The organism is Hansschlegelia beijingensis (assembly GCF_014196425.1).
Taxonomy (GTDB): Bacteria; Pseudomonadota; Alphaproteobacteria; order Rhizobiales; family Methylopilaceae; genus Methylopila; species Methylopila beijingensis.
Window position 1 is genome coordinate 686246 of record NZ_JACIDR010000001.1, and the last position, 16958, is coordinate 703203.

12 protein-coding genes are annotated in these 16958 nt (G+C 70.6%); 3 read left to right on the forward strand and 9 right to left on the reverse strand.

The annotated features are described in order from the left end of the window. Nucleotides 1-33 precede the first annotated feature (33 nt). The 4 genes from GGR24_RS03150 to GGR24_RS03165 form a co-directional block, all read right to left on the reverse strand. Nucleotides 34-1854 carry an aminopeptidase P family protein gene (locus GGR24_RS03150; RefSeq protein ID WP_183393821.1) on the reverse strand — a complete coding sequence of 607 codons (1821 nt, stop codon included), beginning with the start codon at nucleotides 1852-1854 and terminating at the stop codon, nucleotides 34-36. Nucleotides 1855-1923: 69 nt separating this feature from the next. Then, on the reverse strand, nucleotides 1924-2766 hold the full coding sequence (locus tag GGR24_RS03155; RefSeq protein WP_183393822.1) for a universal stress protein: 843 nt from the start codon (nucleotides 2764-2766) through the stop codon (nucleotides 1924-1926). Between the two features lie 81 nt (nucleotides 2767-2847). Continuing rightward, nucleotides 2848-3735 carry a 50S ribosomal protein L11 methyltransferase gene (locus GGR24_RS03160; RefSeq protein ID WP_343066178.1) on the reverse strand — a complete coding sequence of 296 codons (888 nt, stop codon included), beginning with the start codon at nucleotides 3733-3735 and terminating at the stop codon, nucleotides 2848-2850. 164 nt (nucleotides 3736-3899) lie between these two features. After that, nucleotides 3900-6260: an ATP-dependent helicase gene (locus tag GGR24_RS03165; RefSeq protein WP_183393823.1), complete on the reverse strand. Its 2361-nt coding sequence runs from the start codon at nucleotides 6258-6260 to the stop codon at nucleotides 3900-3902. Between the two features lie 169 nt (nucleotides 6261-6429). Here GGR24_RS03165 and GGR24_RS03170 point away from each other — a divergent pair, with 169 nt between their 5' ends. The 3 genes from GGR24_RS03170 (at nucleotide 6430) to GGR24_RS17820 (ending at nucleotide 12109) form a co-directional block, all read left to right on the forward strand. Further along, on the forward strand, nucleotides 6430-6813 hold the full coding sequence (locus GGR24_RS03170; protein ID WP_183393824.1) for a DUF1236 domain-containing protein: 384 nt from the start codon (nucleotides 6430-6432) through the stop codon (nucleotides 6811-6813). Between the two features lie 131 nt (nucleotides 6814-6944). Next, a complete protein-coding gene (locus GGR24_RS03175) occupies nucleotides 6945-8351 on the forward strand; it encodes an FAD-binding oxidoreductase (RefSeq protein WP_183393825.1) in 1407 nt (468 codons plus the stop codon). Between the two features lie 77 nt (nucleotides 8352-8428). Continuing rightward, nucleotides 8429-12109 carry an AsmA family protein gene (locus GGR24_RS17820; protein ID WP_183393826.1) on the forward strand — a complete coding sequence of 1227 codons (3681 nt, stop codon included), beginning with the start codon at nucleotides 8429-8431 and terminating at the stop codon, nucleotides 12107-12109. A gap of 6 nt (nucleotides 12110-12115) precedes the next feature. Here GGR24_RS17820 and GGR24_RS03185 read toward each other — a convergent pair whose 3' ends face one another. The 5 genes from GGR24_RS03185 to GGR24_RS03205 all read right to left on the reverse strand — a co-directional run bounded on the left by GGR24_RS03185 (nucleotide 12116) and on the right by GGR24_RS03205 (nucleotide 16636). Further along, nucleotides 12116-12349: a ribbon-helix-helix domain-containing protein gene (locus tag GGR24_RS03185; protein ID WP_343066213.1), complete on the reverse strand. Its 234-nt coding sequence runs from the start codon at nucleotides 12347-12349 to the stop codon at nucleotides 12116-12118. 152 nt (nucleotides 12350-12501) lie between these two features. Then, nucleotides 12502-12696, reverse strand: a complete 195-nt coding sequence (locus GGR24_RS03190; RefSeq protein ID WP_183393828.1) for a DUF4169 family protein — start codon at nucleotides 12694-12696, stop codon at nucleotides 12502-12504. 79 nt (nucleotides 12697-12775) lie between these two features. Continuing rightward, nucleotides 12776-14167 carry a class II fumarate hydratase gene (gene fumC / locus GGR24_RS03195; protein ID WP_183393829.1) on the reverse strand — a complete coding sequence of 464 codons (1392 nt, stop codon included), beginning with the start codon at nucleotides 14165-14167 and terminating at the stop codon, nucleotides 12776-12778. A 92-nt stretch (nucleotides 14168-14259) separates the two neighbouring features. Beyond that, the gene (locus GGR24_RS03200; protein WP_183393830.1) at nucleotides 14260-14814 is read right to left on the reverse strand and encodes an SspB family protein; all 555 of its coding nucleotides are present in this window, start codon (nucleotides 14812-14814) and stop codon (nucleotides 14260-14262) included. Between the two features lie 181 nt (nucleotides 14815-14995). Beyond that, a complete protein-coding gene (locus GGR24_RS03205; protein WP_183393831.1) occupies nucleotides 14996-16636 on the reverse strand; it encodes an MFS transporter in 1641 nt (546 codons plus the stop codon). Nucleotides 16637-16958: the final 322 nt, after the last annotated feature.

The window sequence follows — 16958 nt, forward strand, 5'->3', positions numbered from 1 at the left end:
GCCTGACCGGGCCATGACGAGGGAGCGCCCGCCTTACAGGGGCGCGCAGGCGGCTTCCAGCCACGCGCGCGTCTCGCGGTCGACCAGCGGTCCGACCTCGGCGAGCACCCGGGCGTGGTAGCCGTCGAGCCAGGCGCGCTCGCCCGTGGTCAGCAGCGCCGGCTCGATCGCGCGGCGGTCGATCGGGGCGAGCGTCAGCGTCTCGAAGCCGTACATCTCGCGCTCCGCGCCGGGGATCGCGCGCTTCTCCACCAGCACCAGCGTCTCGGTGCGGATGCCGTAATGACCTTCCCTGTAGTAGCCGGGCTCGTTGGACAGGATCATGCCCGGCTCGAGCGGGACGGTCCCGAGCTTCGAGATGCGCTGCGGGCCCTCGTGAACCGAGAGATAGGAGCCGACGCCGTGGCCGGTGCCATGGTCGAAATCGAGCCCCGCCTCCCATAGCGGACGGCGCGCGAAGGCGTCGATCTGCGCGCCGCTGACGCCCTTCGGGAACACCGCGGTCGAGATCGCGATGTGGCCGCGAAGGACGCGCGTGAAGCGGTCCTTCATCTCCTCGCTCGCAGCCCCGATCACCACCGTGCGGGTCACGTCGGTGGTGCCGTCCTCATACTGCGCGCCGGAATCGATCAGGTAGAAGCCGGGGGTGAGCTTACGGTTGGTGGCGCGCGTCACGCGATAGTGCGGCAGCGCGGCGTTGGGGCCGGCGGCCGAGATCGAGTCGAAGGAGATCTCCTTCAGCTTGCCCGTCTCGCGCCGGAAGGTCTCCAGCGCCTCGGCGCAGCCGATCTCGTCCAGCGCGCCTTTGGGGGCCTCGCGGTCGAGCCAGCACAGGAAGCGGCACAGGGCTGCGGCGTCCCGTAGGTGCGCGGCGCGGGCGCCGGCGATCTCGGCGGCGTTCTTCACCGCTTTCAGCTTCGCGATCGGGTCGGGGCCGCGCTGCACGGTCGCGCCGGCGGCCTCGAGCGAGCGGGCGTAGGCCACCGCAGATCCTGACGGATCGAGCCGCACCTTCGCCTGCCCGGCGCCGAGCCTGCCGAGCGCGCCCTCCAGATCTTTCGGCTCCGCGACCTCGGCGATCCGTGAGAGCGCCGCGCGCACGGCGTTGGAGAGCTTGCGGGAATCGAGGAACAGATCCGGCCGCCCCTCCCGGCGCACGACGGCGAAGCCGAGCGGCAGCGGCGTGTGGGCGACGTCGCCGCCGCGGATGTTGAACAGCCAGGCGAGGCAGTGCGCGTCGGTGACGAGCAGCGCGTCGGCCTTCACCCTGGCGAGCTCGCTCTGGACCCGCGCGATCTTCGCCGCGGCGCCTTCGCCGGCGAGCGCGTCGTCGTGCGGCGCGACCGGCGCGAGCGGCGGGGCGGGGCGGTCGGTCCACAGCGCGTCGAGCGGATTGTCCCGAACCGCGACGAGCTCGATCTCCGCCCCCTTGGCCGCGGCCTCGAAACGCTCGAAGCCGTCCACGGTGTGCAGTTTTGGATCGTAGCCGACGCGCTGGCCGCGAACGGCGTTCTGCTTCAGCCATTCGGACGGCGAAAGCTCCGCGACGTTGACGATCACGAAAGCCTTCTGGTCGACCTGCGAGCGGGCCTGAACCGTGTAGCGACCGTCGACAAAAAGCGCCGCCTTTTCAGGCAGAACGATCACGAAGCCGAAGGAGCCCGTGAAGCCGGTCAGCCAGGCCAGCCGCTCCGCGGAGGGCGGCAGGTATTCGTTCTGGTGCTCGTCCGCCCGCGGCAGCAGGAAGCCGTCGAGGCCATCCGCCGCAAGCGCACTGCGCAGCGCCGCGAGCCGCGCCGCCCCCTGGGAGGGGTCGGCGGTCTCCTCGAACGACTGGAACCGGGCTTCGAACATGGGCGCTCCTCCAGGCCGGTCGGCTTTGTAGGCCAGCGCGGTCGAAGGCGCATCTGCGTCAGCGTCGCGTCAGTGGTCCATCAACAGCGGCGCCCGGGTGTTCTCCAGCATGCTCTGCGTCACGCCGCCGAACAGCCATTCCACGACGGAGGATCGAGCGAAGGCGCCCATGACGATCAGGTCGGCGCGGGAGAGCCCGGCCTGCTCCCTGAGACTCTCGCCGATGTCGCGGCCGGCGGGCAGGTCCTTGACGACGGCGTTCACGCCGTGCCGGCCGAGGGCGACGGCGATGTCCGCCCCCGGCGCGCTCCGCGTCAGGTCCTTCTCGCCGAGATAGCAGACGATCTCGACCAGCTCGGCGGCGCGCAGGAAGGGCATGGCGGCGGCCACGGCCCGCGCCGCAGGCTCGCTTCCGTCCCACGCGACGATGATGCGCCTGCAGCCGAACTCACGGACGCCCTTCGGGACCACGATGCTCGGCCGGCCGCTCGCGAAGATCAGCTTCCGGAGCAGGCCGCCGTCGATCGTGATGGCGCTCGGATCCGCGTCCAGAACGATCAGGTCGCTGACGCGGGCCTGCGCGAGAATACGGTCACGGAGGTCGGCATAGGAGAGCTGCGGCGCTTCCACGACGCAGGTGACGCCGGAGAGCGCCGCGGCCTTGCGGGTCTCTTCCGCCACCCGCTCGGTGAGCTTGCGGAGCCGGGCGTTCTCCTCGGCGACAAGCTGCCCGACGATCGCCGAGCTACGCGTATGCGGGACGTTGAGCGGCACCGAGCCCGAGTGGATCACCAGCCGGGCGTCGGCCTGGGCGGCGAGCGACAGGCCATAGGCCAGAGCGGAGGAACGCTCGCCCTCTCCCTCTTCGGTCGCGACGACGAGGATGTTCTTGATGTTGTCGATCTGAGGCATGCGTCCCTCTTGCCGCGGGTGGAGGTGAGACATGCGGCCTAGCTTCGCCCAGACCGGCGCGATCTGGAACGATCCGCCCTATCACGTCTCCTTGGCTGCGGCCAAGATCAACGTGGACCACCCTTCGAGTTGACGCGACGCCACGACCTCCAGCCCCTGCGCCGCATAGGCCGCCGCAACCCGCTCCGCCTCGTGGTTCATCAGACCTGACAGGACGACCCGGCCGCCTGCGGCGAGATTGCGTTTCACGTCGGGGGCGAGCTCGACCAGCGGGCCGGCGAGGATGTTGGCGACGATCAGGTCGAAGGGGCCGCGCTCGGCGAACGCCGGATGGTCGAAGCCGGTGGCGTGGATCGACTCCACATAGTCGCCCGCGCCGTTGGCCTCGGCGTTCTCGCCCGCGATGCGGGCCGAGACCTCGTCGATGTCGGTCGCGAGCACCGGGGACTTCTGGGCGAGGCCGATCGCGATCGCGAGCACGCCGGTGCCGGAGCCGAGGTCCAGCACGCGCTCGAAACGGCGCTCCGTCAGAAGCTCGTCGATCGCCAGCAGACAGCCGCGGGTGGTGCCGTGATGGCCGGTGCCGAAGGCGAGCGCGGCCTCGATCTCGATGCCGATGACGCCGTCCGGAATCTTGTCGCGGTCGTGGCTGCCGTGCACCACGAAGCGCCCGGCCGGCACGGGGTTGAGGCCGGCGAGGCTCTTCGCCACCCAGTCCGCCTCGTCGATCGCGCCTTCCTCGACCCGCAGGCCGGCGCTCTCCGGTCCCAAGGCCTCGCGCATCGCCCGGGCGAGCTCGGCGCTCGACAGCTCCGGCGAACCGTAGACCTCGACGTTCCAGGCGTTGGGGCCGGTCTCGAACGCCGAGACCGAGACCTCGCCGAACGGGAACGCGTCGTCGAGCATGTCGGCGACGCGCTTTGCGGTGGCCTCGTCGAGCGCGAGGCGGATCATGGGGGTTTGGGTCACGGAGGCGTTCCGGAGCTTGCGCGGGAGGCGGAGCCTTAAACCCTAGGACCCACCGCGTCATCCCGGCCGAGCGTCAGCGAGCGCCGGGATCGTTTGCAGGATCGAGCTTTCGACATCAAAGACGATCCCGGATCGGCCTGCGGCCGTCCGGGATGACGGCCCGCTTACGCGGCCTTCACGAAGCCGTCCAGCACGCGCTTTTCGCCGGCCTTGTCGAACGAGACGGTGAGCTTGTTGCCGTCGACCTCGACAACCGTGCCGTTGCCGAACTTCTGGTGGAAGACGCGCGCGCCTTGCTTGAAGCCGGCGGACTTCGCGCTCGACGAGGCGACCAGCTCGCCCTCGATGGTCATCGGGCCGCCGCGTCGCGCGCCGGGGCCCGGCGAGGCGGTCGCGCCGCCGCGCTCCTGCGCCCGCCGCCAGCCGGGCGTGGCGTAGGTCGAGGAGAAGGGCTGCGCGTTGTCGAACCGGCTCGGTCCATAGCCGCCGCCCATGCCGCCGCCGAAGGTCGCCGGCGCCTCCACGACGTCGACATCCGCCTCCGGCAGCTCGTCGAGGAATCGCGAGGGGATCGACGACTGCCACATGCCGTGGACGCGGCGGTTCGAGGCGAACCAGATCTTGGCGCGCCGCCGCGCGCGGGTCAGGCCCACATAGGCGAGCCGGCGTTCTTCCTCGAGGCCGGCGCGGCCGCTCTCGTCCAGCGAGCGCTGATGCGGGAACAGGCCTTCCTCCCAGCCGGGCAGGAAGACGGTGTCGAACTCCAGCCCCTTGGCGCCGTGCAGCGTCATGATGGTGACGGCGTCCTCGCTGGGGCCTCGGTCGGCGTCCATCACCAGCGAGACATGCTCGAGGAAGCCGCGCAGGTTCTCGAACGGCTCCATGGAGCGCACGAGCTCCTTCAGGTTCTCGAGCCGCCCCTGGGCCTCCGCGGTGCGGTCCTTGGCCCACATGTCGGTGTAGCCGGACTCCTCCAGGATGATCTCGGCGAGCTCGGTGTGCGGCGTCTTGTCGATCAGCCCCGACCAGCGGTCGAAGGACAGGATCAGGTCCTTGAGCGCCGCGCGGGCCTTGCCCTTCATCTCGCCGGCGTCGCACAGCCGGCGCGCGGCTTCCGGCAGCGTCACCTCGTCGGCGCGGGCGCGCTCGTTGATCAGCTTGAGCGCGGCGTCGCCGAGGCCCCGCTTCGGGACGTTGACGATGCGCTCGAACGCGAGCGCGTCCGCCGGGCTCGCCACCACCCTGAGATAGGCCATGGCGTCGCGAATCTCGGCGCGCTCGTAGAAGCGCGGGCCGCCGATCACCCGGTAGGGCAGGCCGAGCGTGATGAAGCGCTCTTCGAACTCGCGCATCTGGAACGACGCGCGCACGAGGATCGCCATGTCGTCGAGCTTGTGGCCCTTCGACTGGAGGGCCTCGATCTCGTCGCCGATGGCGCGCGCCTCTTCGCCGGAATCCCAGGATCCGGCGACCGTCACCTTCTCGCCGAGCTCGGTCTGCGGCCGCAGCGTCTTGCCGAGCCGGCCCTCGTTCTTCGCAATCAGATGCGAGGCGGCGTTGAGGATATGTCCGGTCGAGCGGTAGTTGCGCTCCAGCCGGACCACCTTGGCGCCCGGAAAATCGCGCTCGAAGCGCAGGATGTTCTCCACCTCCGCGCCGCGCCAGCCATAGATCGACTGGTCGTCGTCGCCCACGCAGGCGAGGTTCTTCGAGCCCTGCGCGAGCAGGCGCAGCCACAGATACTGCGCGACGTTGGTGTCCTGGTACTCGTCCACCAGCATGAACCGGAACCGGCGGTGGTACTGCTCCAGCACGTCCGGATGGTCGCGGAAGATGCGGATCGGCCCGAGCAGCAGGTCGCCGAAATCGACCGCGTTGAGCTGCTTCAGGCGCGCCTGGTAGATCCCGTAGAGCTCGGCGCCGCGGCCGGCCGCGAAGGCCTGCGCCTCTCCGGCCGGCACGTCCTTGGGGCCGAGCGCGCGGTTCTTCCAGCCGTCGATCGCGAAGGCGAGCTGGCGCGCCGGCCAGCGCTTGTCGTCGATGTTCTCGGCCGAGAGCACCTGCTTGATCAGCCGGATCTGGTCGTCGGTGTCGAGGATCGTGAAGCTCGACTGCAGGCCCACGAGCTCCGCGTGACGGCGCAGGATGCGCGTGCCGATCGAGTGGAAGGTGCCGAGCCACTGCATGCCCTCGGCGGCCTGGCCCAGCAGCTTGCCGACGCGCTCCCGCATCTCGCGGGCGGCCTTGTTGGTGAAGGTGACTGCGAGGATCTCGAACGGCCGGGCGCGGCCGAGCGCGAGGATGTGCGCGATGCGGGTCGTCAGCACGCGGGTCTTGCCGGTGCCCGCGCCGGCGAGCACCAGCAGGGGGCCGTCCAGCGTCTCGACCGCTTCGCGCTGCTCCGGGTTGAGCCCCGCCAGATAATCCGGCCCGGCCGCGCGCAGGCCCGCGGCGGCCCGCGCGGCTATGCCGCCGGGGCGCGGGGCGGCGAATTCGCCGGGACGGTCGGCCAGTGGCTCGGGCAAGCAGGAGCTCCGAAGGGAGAATGGGGGCGGGCGTACGAATCGCGCCCGGCGGCCTCGCCAACATGGCGCCGCGAGGCGGCGATTTCGAGGTTCGCTCTCGGCGACGCGGCCGGAACGTAATTTGACATACGACGTTTGGACGGTGGGCGGACCACAGGAGGATAACCTCATGCGTTCCAAAACTCTCGTTCTTGCTCTCGCTCTCGGCCTGGCGGCCCCGGCCGCGGCTTTCGCTCAGGAAGGCACGGCGTCCGGCGTCGCAGGCGGCGCCGCGACCGGCGCGGTGCTGGGCGGACCTGTCGGAGCGGCGGCCGGCGCAGTCGCCGGCGGCGTGATCGGCACTGCGATCGCGCCTCCAAAGAAGGTCAAGGAATACGTCGTGCGCGAGGAGCGCCCGTCGGTGCGCTATGAAGGCGAGGTCGTGGTGGGCAAGGCCCTGCCGCAGGACGTCGAGATCTATCAGGTGCCCGACAGCGACTACAGCTACACGGTCGTGAACGACCGCCGCTACATCGTCGACAGCGACCGCAAGGTGGTCGAAGTCGTGGAATGAGCGGACTCCGCTGACGGACTTCCGACAAAGCCCTGCGCCTCCCGGCGCAGGGCTTTTTTGCGTTCTCAGACCGCGGGCTGAAATCTGCTAGGAGAGGCGGGCAAACCCTCGCTGGCCCCGGAGAGACAGACATGGCGCCCGCCGCCGGAATGAGGCCGTCCCCGGACGCCCTCTCGGTCGTGATGGACGCGCTCTCGCGGCGCCTCGCCGACCGCTTCTCGGTTTCGGCGGCCGTAAGAGAACAGCACGCCCATACGCTGACCTGGATCCAGAACCAGCCGCCGGACTGCGTGGTGTTCCCGCGGGACACCGCGGAGGTCGCGGAGGTCGTGCGGCTCTGCGTCCGGCACGGCGCGCCGATCGTGCCGTTCGGGACCGGCACGTCGCTCGAGGGCCACGTCAACGCCCCGTTCGGCGGCGTCTGCGTCTCGACGGAACGGATGAGCGAGATCGTCGCCGTTCATCCGGAAGACCTCGACGCCGTCGTGCAACCCGGCGTCACGCGAAGACGCCTGAACGACCATCTCCGCGATCAGGGCCTGTTCTTTCCGATCGACCCGGGCGCCGACGCCTCGCTGGGCGGCATGGCCGCCACGCGCGCCTCCGGAACCAACGCGGTCCGCTACGGCACGATGCGCGACAACGTGCTGGGGCTGACCGCGGTGCTCGCCTCCGGCGAGATCATCCGCGCCGGCGGCCGGGCGAAGAAGTCCTCGTCCGGCTACGATCTCACGCGCCTTCTGGTCGGATCAGAAGGCACGCTCGGGATCATCACCGAGCTCACCCTGCGGCTGCATGGGACGCCGGAGGCGATCGCCGCCGGGGTCTGCCCGTTTCCGAGCGTCGCCGCCGCATGCGCCGCCACGACGGCGACGATCCAGTGCGGAATTCCGGTCGCGCGCATCGAACTGCTGGACGCGCTGCAGGTCCGCGCCTGCAACGCCTATTCGAAGCTCGCTCTGCCCGAGGTCCCGACGCTGTTCCTGGAGTTCCACGGCAGCGACGCCGGCGTGGCGGAGCAGTCAGAGCGCTTCGGCGAGATCGCGGCCGACTTTGGCGGCGGGCCGTTCGAGTGGGCGACCCGGACCGAGGAGCGCAACCGGCTCTGGCAGGCCCGGCACGACGCCTTCTGGGCGGCGGCCGCCATGCGGCCCGGCGCGCGGCCGATGTCCACCGACGTCTGCGTGCCGATCTCCCGCCTGGCCGATTGCGTGGCGGAGACTCAGGCCGACATCGCCGCCTCCGGGCTGGTCGCGCCGATCGTCGGTCATGTGGGCGACGGCAACTTCCACTGCCTGCCGCTGATCGACATGGCGGATCCCGCCGAGATCGCGGCGTGCGAAGCCTTCGTGGGCCGGCTGGTCGAGCGGGCGCTCGCGATGGGCGGCGCCTGTTCGGGCGAGCACGGCGTCGGCCAGGCCAAGATGAAGCACCTCGAGGCGGAGCACGGGGCCGGGGCGATGGCGGCGATGCGGGCGATCAAACGCGCGCTCGACCCGCAGAACATCATGAATCCCGGTAAGATCGTGATTCCGTGACGAGGGGCTGAGCGTATAGTGAGACCCTCGGGAGGGCGGCCGGACAGTCGCCGATCGGATCGGGCGGACCCGACGTCGTGAACAACACCCTCACCGGGCTTGGGCTCGCGCTCGTGCTGGCGCTGCTCGTCGCCCTGATCGGTCCCTGGTTCATCAACTGGAGCGTCTACCGCGACGAGTTCGCCGCGCAGGCGAGCGCGCTCGTGGGCGCGCCCGTGACGGTTTCGGGCGCGGTCGACGCGCGGCTCCTGCCGAGCCCCTATGTCCGCTTCCGTGATCTCACGGCCGGCCGCGGGCCCGGGCGCCTGGCGGCCGCCGAGGTCGAGATCGAATTCGCGATCGCCCCGCTGCTGCGCGGCGAGTTCCGCGCCGAGCGCGTCAAGATCGTCCGTCCGAGGCTGGAGATGGCGGTGCGGCCCGACGGCGCGGTCGAGGCGCCGTTCTCCGCCGCCCACGGCTCCGCGAGGGCCGAGCGCATCTCCTTCGATCGCGCGGAGATCATCGACGGCGCGGTCTCGGTGAAGGGGGCGAGCGGCGACTTTCTGCTCGACCGGCTGAACGGCGTCGCCGAGGCGGGCTCGCTCAAGGGCCCGTACCGCTTCGAGGGCGAAGGCAGCGCCTTCGGGCGAACGGCTGGCCTGCGGCTGTCCACCGGCCGCGCCGACGCCGCCGACCAGCTGCGCCTCAAGCTCAACGTCGCGCCGCGCGGGCGCCCCGAGACCTTCGATCTCGACGGGACGCTCTCGTTCGCGGCCGCAAAGCCGACGCTCGAGGGTCAGGCCAGTCTGGTCCGGGCGGCCCCGCCTCGGAAGGAGCCGCAGCCGGCCGACGCCGCCGAGCCGTGGCGCGTGTCGGCGCGCCTCAGCGCGCGGCCCGATCTGGTCGAGTTTCAGGATATCGACGCCTCTTATGGCCCTGACGAGCGCGCGCTGCGTTTCGGCGGCCGCGGGAGCGCGACGCTCGGCCCCGCGCCGCGCTTCGACGTCACGCTCGACTCCCGTCAGATCGACTTCGATCGGATGGCCGGGGGCGGCGGCCGCGGCCCCGGCGACGTTCTGGCGGCCGTCGCGCCCCGGTTCGCGGCGGCGGCCCGCCCGCCGATCGACGGCCAGCTGACCATCGGCGTCCGCGGGATCGTGCTGGGCGGCGACGTCGTCCGGGACCTGCGCGCGGTCCTTCGCGCCGAACAGGGCGCCTGGCGGATTCAGTCCGGTTCCGCCGAGCTCCCGGGCGCATCGACCATGACGGCGTCCGGAGCGGTCGCGTTCGGAGAGGCGGGGCCGGGCTTCGCTGGCCCGGTCACGTTCGCGTCCGAAGACTTCCAGTCCTTCCGGCGGTGGCTCTCGCGCGGGGATGACGTCGTCGGCTCGCAGCTCGGCGAGAAGATCACCCTGAAGGGCGACGTCAGCGCGCGGCTTGGCGCCGTGCAGATCCAGAACGCCGACCTTTCGGTGGACGGCGCGCTCTCCTCGGGACGGCTCGCCTGGACCTCGGGCGAGGATGGCGGGCGGCCGCGCCTTGACGCGCAGCTCGTCTCCGACCGGCTGGACCTCGACGCGCTCGGGATCGGCCGCATCGCGAGCGGCGCCCTGGCCGGCGGTCCTCTGGACCTCTCGCTGTCGCTGAACGCGAAGACGCTCGTGTTCGGCGGCGTCACCATGGCGGGCGTCGCCGTCGAAGGGTTCGTGGGCGCAGACGGAATCGAGCTCACGCGCCTGGCGGTGGCGGATGCTGACGGCGCGGCGCTGTCCGGCGCCGGGAGGCTCGCCGCGGACGGCGCCGGGAGGCTCGACTTCAAGCTTTCGGCGCGGGACCTGGCGCCGCTGCTGACGCTCGGCAGACGGGCCGGCGCCCCGCCGGCGGCCCTCGCGCTGCTCGACGCCCGCGCGGACGCGTTGGCGCCGCTGAAACTCGACATCGGCGTCGACTCTGCGGGCGAGGCGCGGCGCATCTCGGTCACCGGGCAGGCGGCCGGCGGCGCGGTCGACCTGACCGCCACATCCTCCGAGCTCTCGCTCGACTCCGATATGGATCTCGACCTCCGGATCGCCTCGGGCGACGGCCGCAGGCTGGCGGCGCTCGTCGGCGTCTGGACCAGTCCCCTGGCCGCGGCGCGGGGCGGCGAGATCGCGCTGAGGCTGCATGGCGTTCCGACGCGCTCGATGAGCGGCGATGCGCGCTTCTCCGGCGTCGGGCTGGAGATCACCGGCCGCGGCGCCGTCGGCTTCGCCCCGGAGACCGGCGTCAGCGCCTCCGGCGACGTGTCGCTCGCCTCCACGGATCTCGCGACGGCGGGCGAGGCGCTGGCACGGCTGCCGCCAGGGGGCGCGCCGCCGCTGCCCGCGCGGCTGAGCGCGAAGATCGTCATCGGCGACGAGCAGGCGCGGTTCGACGATCTGCGCGGCGAGGTCGCGGGCCGGGCGCTCTCCGGACGGCTGCGGATCCCGTTCACGGCCGCCCGGGGCTTCGAGGGCGACCTGAAGATCGACCGCATCTCCCTGGCCGAGCTCGCCGGTCTGGCGCTCTCGCCGGAGGCCTTGGGACGCGCGCCCGGCGGGCGTCCGTCTCTGTGGCCGACCGCCCCCTTCGGCGGGTCGCCGCTCCAAGGGCTCAGCGGGCGTCTGACGGTCACCGCCGCCGAGACGCCGCTGGCGGCGGGTCATGTGGCGACCGGCGCCAGATTCGCGCTCGCGCTTCGGCCGAACGCGATGACGATCGCGGACTACGCGGCCGACCTCGACGGCGGCCGGCTGACCGGGTCGCTCAGGATCAGCCGCGCAGGGAGCGACGCGACGGCGACCCTTGCGGCTGCGCTTTCGGGGGCTTCCGCGGAGAAGGCGCTGGGCATGTCGGGGGGCGCGTCGCCGCTCGCCGGAACGGTCGACGTGAAGCTCGACGCGCAGGGGACGGGCCGTTCGCTGGCGGCCGTCGTGGGTTCGCTCGCAGGGGCCGGCTCGATCTCCTTGCGGGACGGGACGATCCGCAGGCTCGATCCTGCGGCGATCGATCGGATCGAGCCGCAGGTCGAGGCGGGGCTGGCGCTCGACGGGCCGAAGATCGCGGCCGCTCTCGAGGTTCCGCTTGGACGCGGCGACCTGACGCTGCGGCGGCTGTCCGCGCCCTTCACCATATCGGGCGGCGTGGCGCGAAGCGGGGCGGTGTCGAGCTCCGGGGCGGCCCGGCTGGGCGGCTCGGCGACGCTGGACCTCGCGCGCCTCACGCTCGACGCCGACCTGACCCTTGCGCCAGACCGCCCGGATGGGCCGCAGATCGGCGTGTCCTTCGAAGGACCGTTGGCGTCGCCGAAGCGGCGGATCGACGCCACGTCGTTCACCAGCTGGCTGTCCGTTCGGGCCGTCGAGCGGGAGACCAGGCGCATCGAGGCGATGGAGGCCGATATGCGTGAGCGCGCCCGGATCGCGCGTGAGCGCGCCGAGCAGGAGCGGAAGGCCGAAGAAGCCCGGAAGGCGGAAGAGGCCCGGAAGGCGGAGGAGGCGGCGCGCGCCGAGGCCGAGCGCAAGCGGCAGGAGGAGCAGGCGCGCTCGCTGATCGAGGCCGTTCCGCCGCCGGCCGCCGTCGCTCCGATGAGGCCCTCGTCCCCGCTCGATCTGACGCCGCCTGCCGTTCGGACCGAACGCGGCGCTCATGGGGGCGTGGGCGGCGCCGCGGCGCCCGGAACCCGGCGGCCCGGGCGGCCGTCTCAGGACGAGCCGCAGATCCTGCCGCCGCCGATGATCATCAGCCCGCTGGCGCAGTAAGGCCGATCAGGCGCCGGCTACGCTCGCCGCGGCGCCCGCGCGCCGGCGGTAATGGTCGAGAACGAAGAGCCGCACGGCCGACGACAGATTGCCGCCGCTGCGGCGCGCGTCGATCTCGGCCACCAGGCTGCGCAGGGACTGAGCGCGCTCCCGCGCGATGTCCTTGAGCGCGTGCCAGAAGGCGTCCTCCAGGCTGACGCTCGTCTTGTGGCCCGCCACGACGATCGAGCGCTTCACGATCTCAGGGTTCGATCCCGCGCCCGCCTCCGGCGCGGCGTCGCCCAGCAACTCCTGAACGATCACGCCTTCCGCGCCCTGAGTGGGAATCGCGCGCAGATGGCCTTCGCCCTCAGCAGGGGAATTGGCGATCTCGATATCGATGCCAGGTACAGTCATGAATCGGCGTCGCCCCCATTCTCGCGACGATGATCCTCGAGCCGCCTGTCTGCCAAGGTGCGGCGGGCGGTCTCGAGATCCTTGTCCTGCTTCGACGTTCCGAACCTGGTGCGGTTCTCCGCAGCCAGCTTTTCGGACGCCGCACGCGCCCGGCTCTTCCGGGCGCGCCGCAGATTGATGATCTCTGCCACGCCCATGCTCTTACACGTCCGTGACGTAAAAATCGAGGGCGGCGGGAACAGAACAGGGAGTGCGGGAGTTAAGGCCGATTCAGCTCGGCCGGATCATGGCCTCGGGGCGGACGATGCGGTCGAACTCCTCGGCCGTGACGAAGCCCAGCCGCACGGCTTCTTCGCGCAAAGTCGTGCCGTTCTTGTGCGCAGTCTTCGCGACCGTGGTGGCCTTGTCGTAGCCGATGGTCGGCGCGAGCGCCGTCACCAGCATCAGCGAGCGGCTCATCAGATCAGCGATGCGGGCCTCATCGGCCTCGATGCCGACCACACAATTATCCGTGAAGCTGACCGCGGCGTCGGCCAGGATGCGGATCGACTGCAGCATGCAGTACGCCATCACGGGCTTGTAGACGTTGAGCTCGAAATGGCCCTGGCTGCCGCTGAAGGTGATGGTCGCGTTGTTTCCGAACACCTGGGCGCACACCATCGTCAGCGCCTCGCACTGCGTCGGGTTCACCTTGCCGGGCATGATCGACGAGCCGGGCTCGTTCTCCGGCAGCTTCAGTTCTCCGAGACCCGAGCGCGGACCCGACCCCAGCAGCCGGATGTCGTTGGCGATCTTGAACAGGCCCGCCGCAAGCGCGTTCAGCGCCCCGTGGGCGTGCACATAGGCGTCGTGCGAGGCGAGCGCCTCGAACTTGTTGGCGGCGGTCACGAAGGGCAGGCCGGTGATCTCCGCGACGCGAGCCGCGAAGCCCTCCGCGAAGCCGACCTTGGCGTTGATGCCCGTGCCGACCGCGGTGCCGCCCTGGGCGAGCGGGTAGAGGTGCCGCAGCGTCTCGCGGATTCGCTCCGCCCCGAGCCGCACCTGGGCGACATAGCCCGAGAACTCCTGGCCGAGGGTGAGCGGCGTCGCGTCCTGGGTGTGCGTGCGGCCGATCTTGATGATGTGCTCGAACGCCCTGGACTTGGCTTCCAGGGCGTCGGCGAGATGGGCGAGGGCGGGCAGCAGCCGGCGTTCGATCTCCTCCGCGGCTGCGATGTGCATCGCGGTCGGGAAGGTGTCGTTGGACGACTGGCTCATGTTGACGTGGTCGTTCGGATGAACCGGCGTCTTGGAGCCGAGCGCGCCGCCAAGCAGCTCGATCGCGCGGTTCGAGATCACCTCGTTGGCGTTCATGTTCGACTGCGTGCCGGAGCCCGTCTGCCAGACGACGAGCGGGAAGTGGTCGTCGAACTTGCCGTCGACGACCTCCTTGGCGGCGGCCGAGATGGCCTCAGCCAGCCTGGGGTCGAGGATGCCGAGATCGCGGTTGGTGAGCGCCGCCGCGCGCTTGATGATGCCGAGCGCCCGAACCAGCGGCTTCGGCATGGTCTCGCCGCCGATCTTGAAGTTCTGCAGCGAGCGCTGCGTCTGCGCGCCCCAGTACCGGTCCGCGGGCACCTCCAGCGGGCCGAATGAGTCGGTCTCGGTGCGGGTCGCTGTCATCGGAGGCCCCCAGGCTCGTCGTCGCGCTTCGATCTGCGCGAGGCGTGCCTAGCACGCGGCGTTCGGCCGCGTCACGCCGCCTTCGGGCGCAGTCACTTCTTCCGGAACTTGTCCAGGCTGACGACCTCGGCGCCGCCCTCGGAGGCCGCCGCGGGAGAGGCGTCCGCCCCTTGCTCGTCCGTCCCGCTCGGCTCCGGCTGACGGAGCGGCTCGACGGCGGCCCCGGAGGTCTCTCCGTCGACGTCTTCATCGGCCGCGCCGGGCGCGTCGGGGTTGTCGAACTTCAGCCCGAACTGGACGGACGGATCGAAGAAGCCGGTCACGGACGCGAACGGGACGCTCAGCTTCTCCGGGATGTTGCGGAAGGAGAGGCCGACCTCGAAGCCGTCCTCGCGCACGGTCAGGTCCCAGAACTGGTGCTGGAGCACGATCGTCATCTCGGCCGGATATTCCGCGCGCAGACGCTGCGACAGCCGGACGTCGGGATCGGTGGTGCGGAAGGAGATGTAGAAATGATGGTCGCCGGGCGCGCCCTCGCGCGCCACGCGGGCCAGCACGTCGTGCACCACGCCGCGCAACGCCTTCTGCGTCAGCAGGTCGTAGCGGATGAAGTCCTGAACGGGCGGGGTCGGCGGCGTCGTCGTCATGCCCGGTACATAGTCGGATTCGGCGCGCAGGGAACATCGCGACCGGTCGCCGCGACCCGAAATCGCGTGAACGGCGGCGGTTGCGCCCCGGCCAAGCGAGGGGCGCCCCTGAACGAACGCAGCCCGGCGGTGAGCCGGGCTGCGCGCGAAGCGTCGGTCCTGTCGCGAGACAGGGAGGACCTCAGGAGTGTTCGTAGGTCTCGAGGTCCCGGTCCTTGGTCTCGGGCACGAAGAACAGTCCGATCACCACCGTCATGAGGGCGAAGACGATCGGGTACCAGAGGCCGAAGTAGATGTCGCCGGTCGCGGCCACCATGGCGAAGGCCGTCGCCGGCAACAGGCCGCCGAACCAGCCATTGCCGATGTGGTACGGCAGCGACATCGAGGTGTAGCGGATGCGCGTCGGGAACATCTCGACCAGCGCGGCGGCGATCGGCCCGTAGACCATCGTCACGAACAGCACGAGCACGAACAGCAGCAGCACGATGCCGCCGGTCTGGGCTCGGAAGATGTCGAACACGTGCTCCATCTTCGCGATGCCGGGATCGCCCGCCTTCGGGTAGCCGGCCGCCTGAAGGGCGGCGAGCGTCGCCTTGCTGGACTCCGCCGCGGCCGCGCCGCCGACGAACGGAATCTCCTGATCGTTGACGCGGACCTTGGTCTCGCCGGCCGGGCCAGCTTCGGTCGTGTACCTGACCGAGGACTTCGACAGGAAGTCGCGCGCCTGGTCACAGGCGCTCGTGTACTTGCGCGTGCCGACCGGGTTGAACAGATCGCCGCATTCGGCCGGATCCGCGATCACCGTGACCTTGACGGTCTCGATGGCGTGGTTGAGCGCGGGATTACCGAGCGCGGTGATCTGGTGGAAGATCGGGAAGTAGCAGACCGCGGCGATCAGGCAGCCGCCGAGGATGATCGGCTTGCGGCCGATCTTGTCGGAGAGCGCGCCGAACACGATGAAGAAGCCGGTGCCGAGCAGCAGCGACCAGGCGATCAGAAGGTTCGAGGTGAAGGCGTCGACCTTGAGGATCGATTGCAGGAAGAACAGCGCGTAGAACTGGCCGGTGTACCAGACGACGCCCTGGCCGGCGGTGAGGCCGAGCAGCGCGATCAGGGCGATCTTGGCGTTGCGCCACTGACCGAAGGACTCCGAGAGCGGCGCCTTGGAGCGGGTGCCCTCGGCCTTCATCTTCTGGAAGGCGGGAGACTCGTTCAGCGAGAGCCGGATCCACACGGAGATGCCGAGCAGCACGACCGAGATCAGGAACGGAATGCGCCAGCCCCAGTCCTTGAAGGCCTCCTCGCCGACCATGCCGCGGGTGAACAGGATCACCAGCAGCGACAGGAACAGTCCGAGGGTCGCAGTGGTCTGGATCCACGAGGTGTAGAAGCCGCGCCGGCCGACCGGAGCATGCTCGGCCACATAGGTCGCCGCGCCGCCATACTCGCCGCCGAGCGCGAGGCCCTGCAGCAGGCGCAGAATGATCAGGATGACCGGAGCCGCGAAGCCGATCGTCGCGGCGTTGGGCAGGATGCCCACCACGAAGGTCGACAGGCCCATGATCAGGATGGTGACCAGGAAGGTGTATTTGCGGCCGACGAGGTCGCCCAGGCGGCCGAACACCAGGGCGCCGAACGGGCGCACCAGGAAGCCCGCCGCGAAGGCGAGCAGGGCGAAGATGCCGCGCGTCGATTCAGGATACTGGCTGAAGAACTGCGCGCCGATGATCACGGCGAGCGAGCCGTAGAGGTAGAAATCGTACCACTCGAAGACGGTGCCGAGCGACGAGGCGAAGATGACCTTCTTCTCCTCCCGCGTCATCGGCCGCGCCTGCTGGGGCGCTACAGTCGTGCTTGCGACGGACATAGGCCTGTTTCACCTCGGCGTTAGGGAGCGGCGTCGCGTGGGCGCGGACGCGACGACGACCGTGAGCCGTCCCTGCGGACGGCGCTGTTTTTTTGTTGAGTCGGCTGGCCCGCGCCGCAGGCCCTTCTCAGGTGGATGCGGCGCCCCCCGCATCGGTTTCTCCCTGACGAGCCGGATCACGGCGCGCTTCGCGGATCTGTCCGTGGCCCTGAAATCCCCTCGAGCCCTAGCGCACAACTCCGCACCACCTAGATACACAGTGTGGCGACGACTCGTC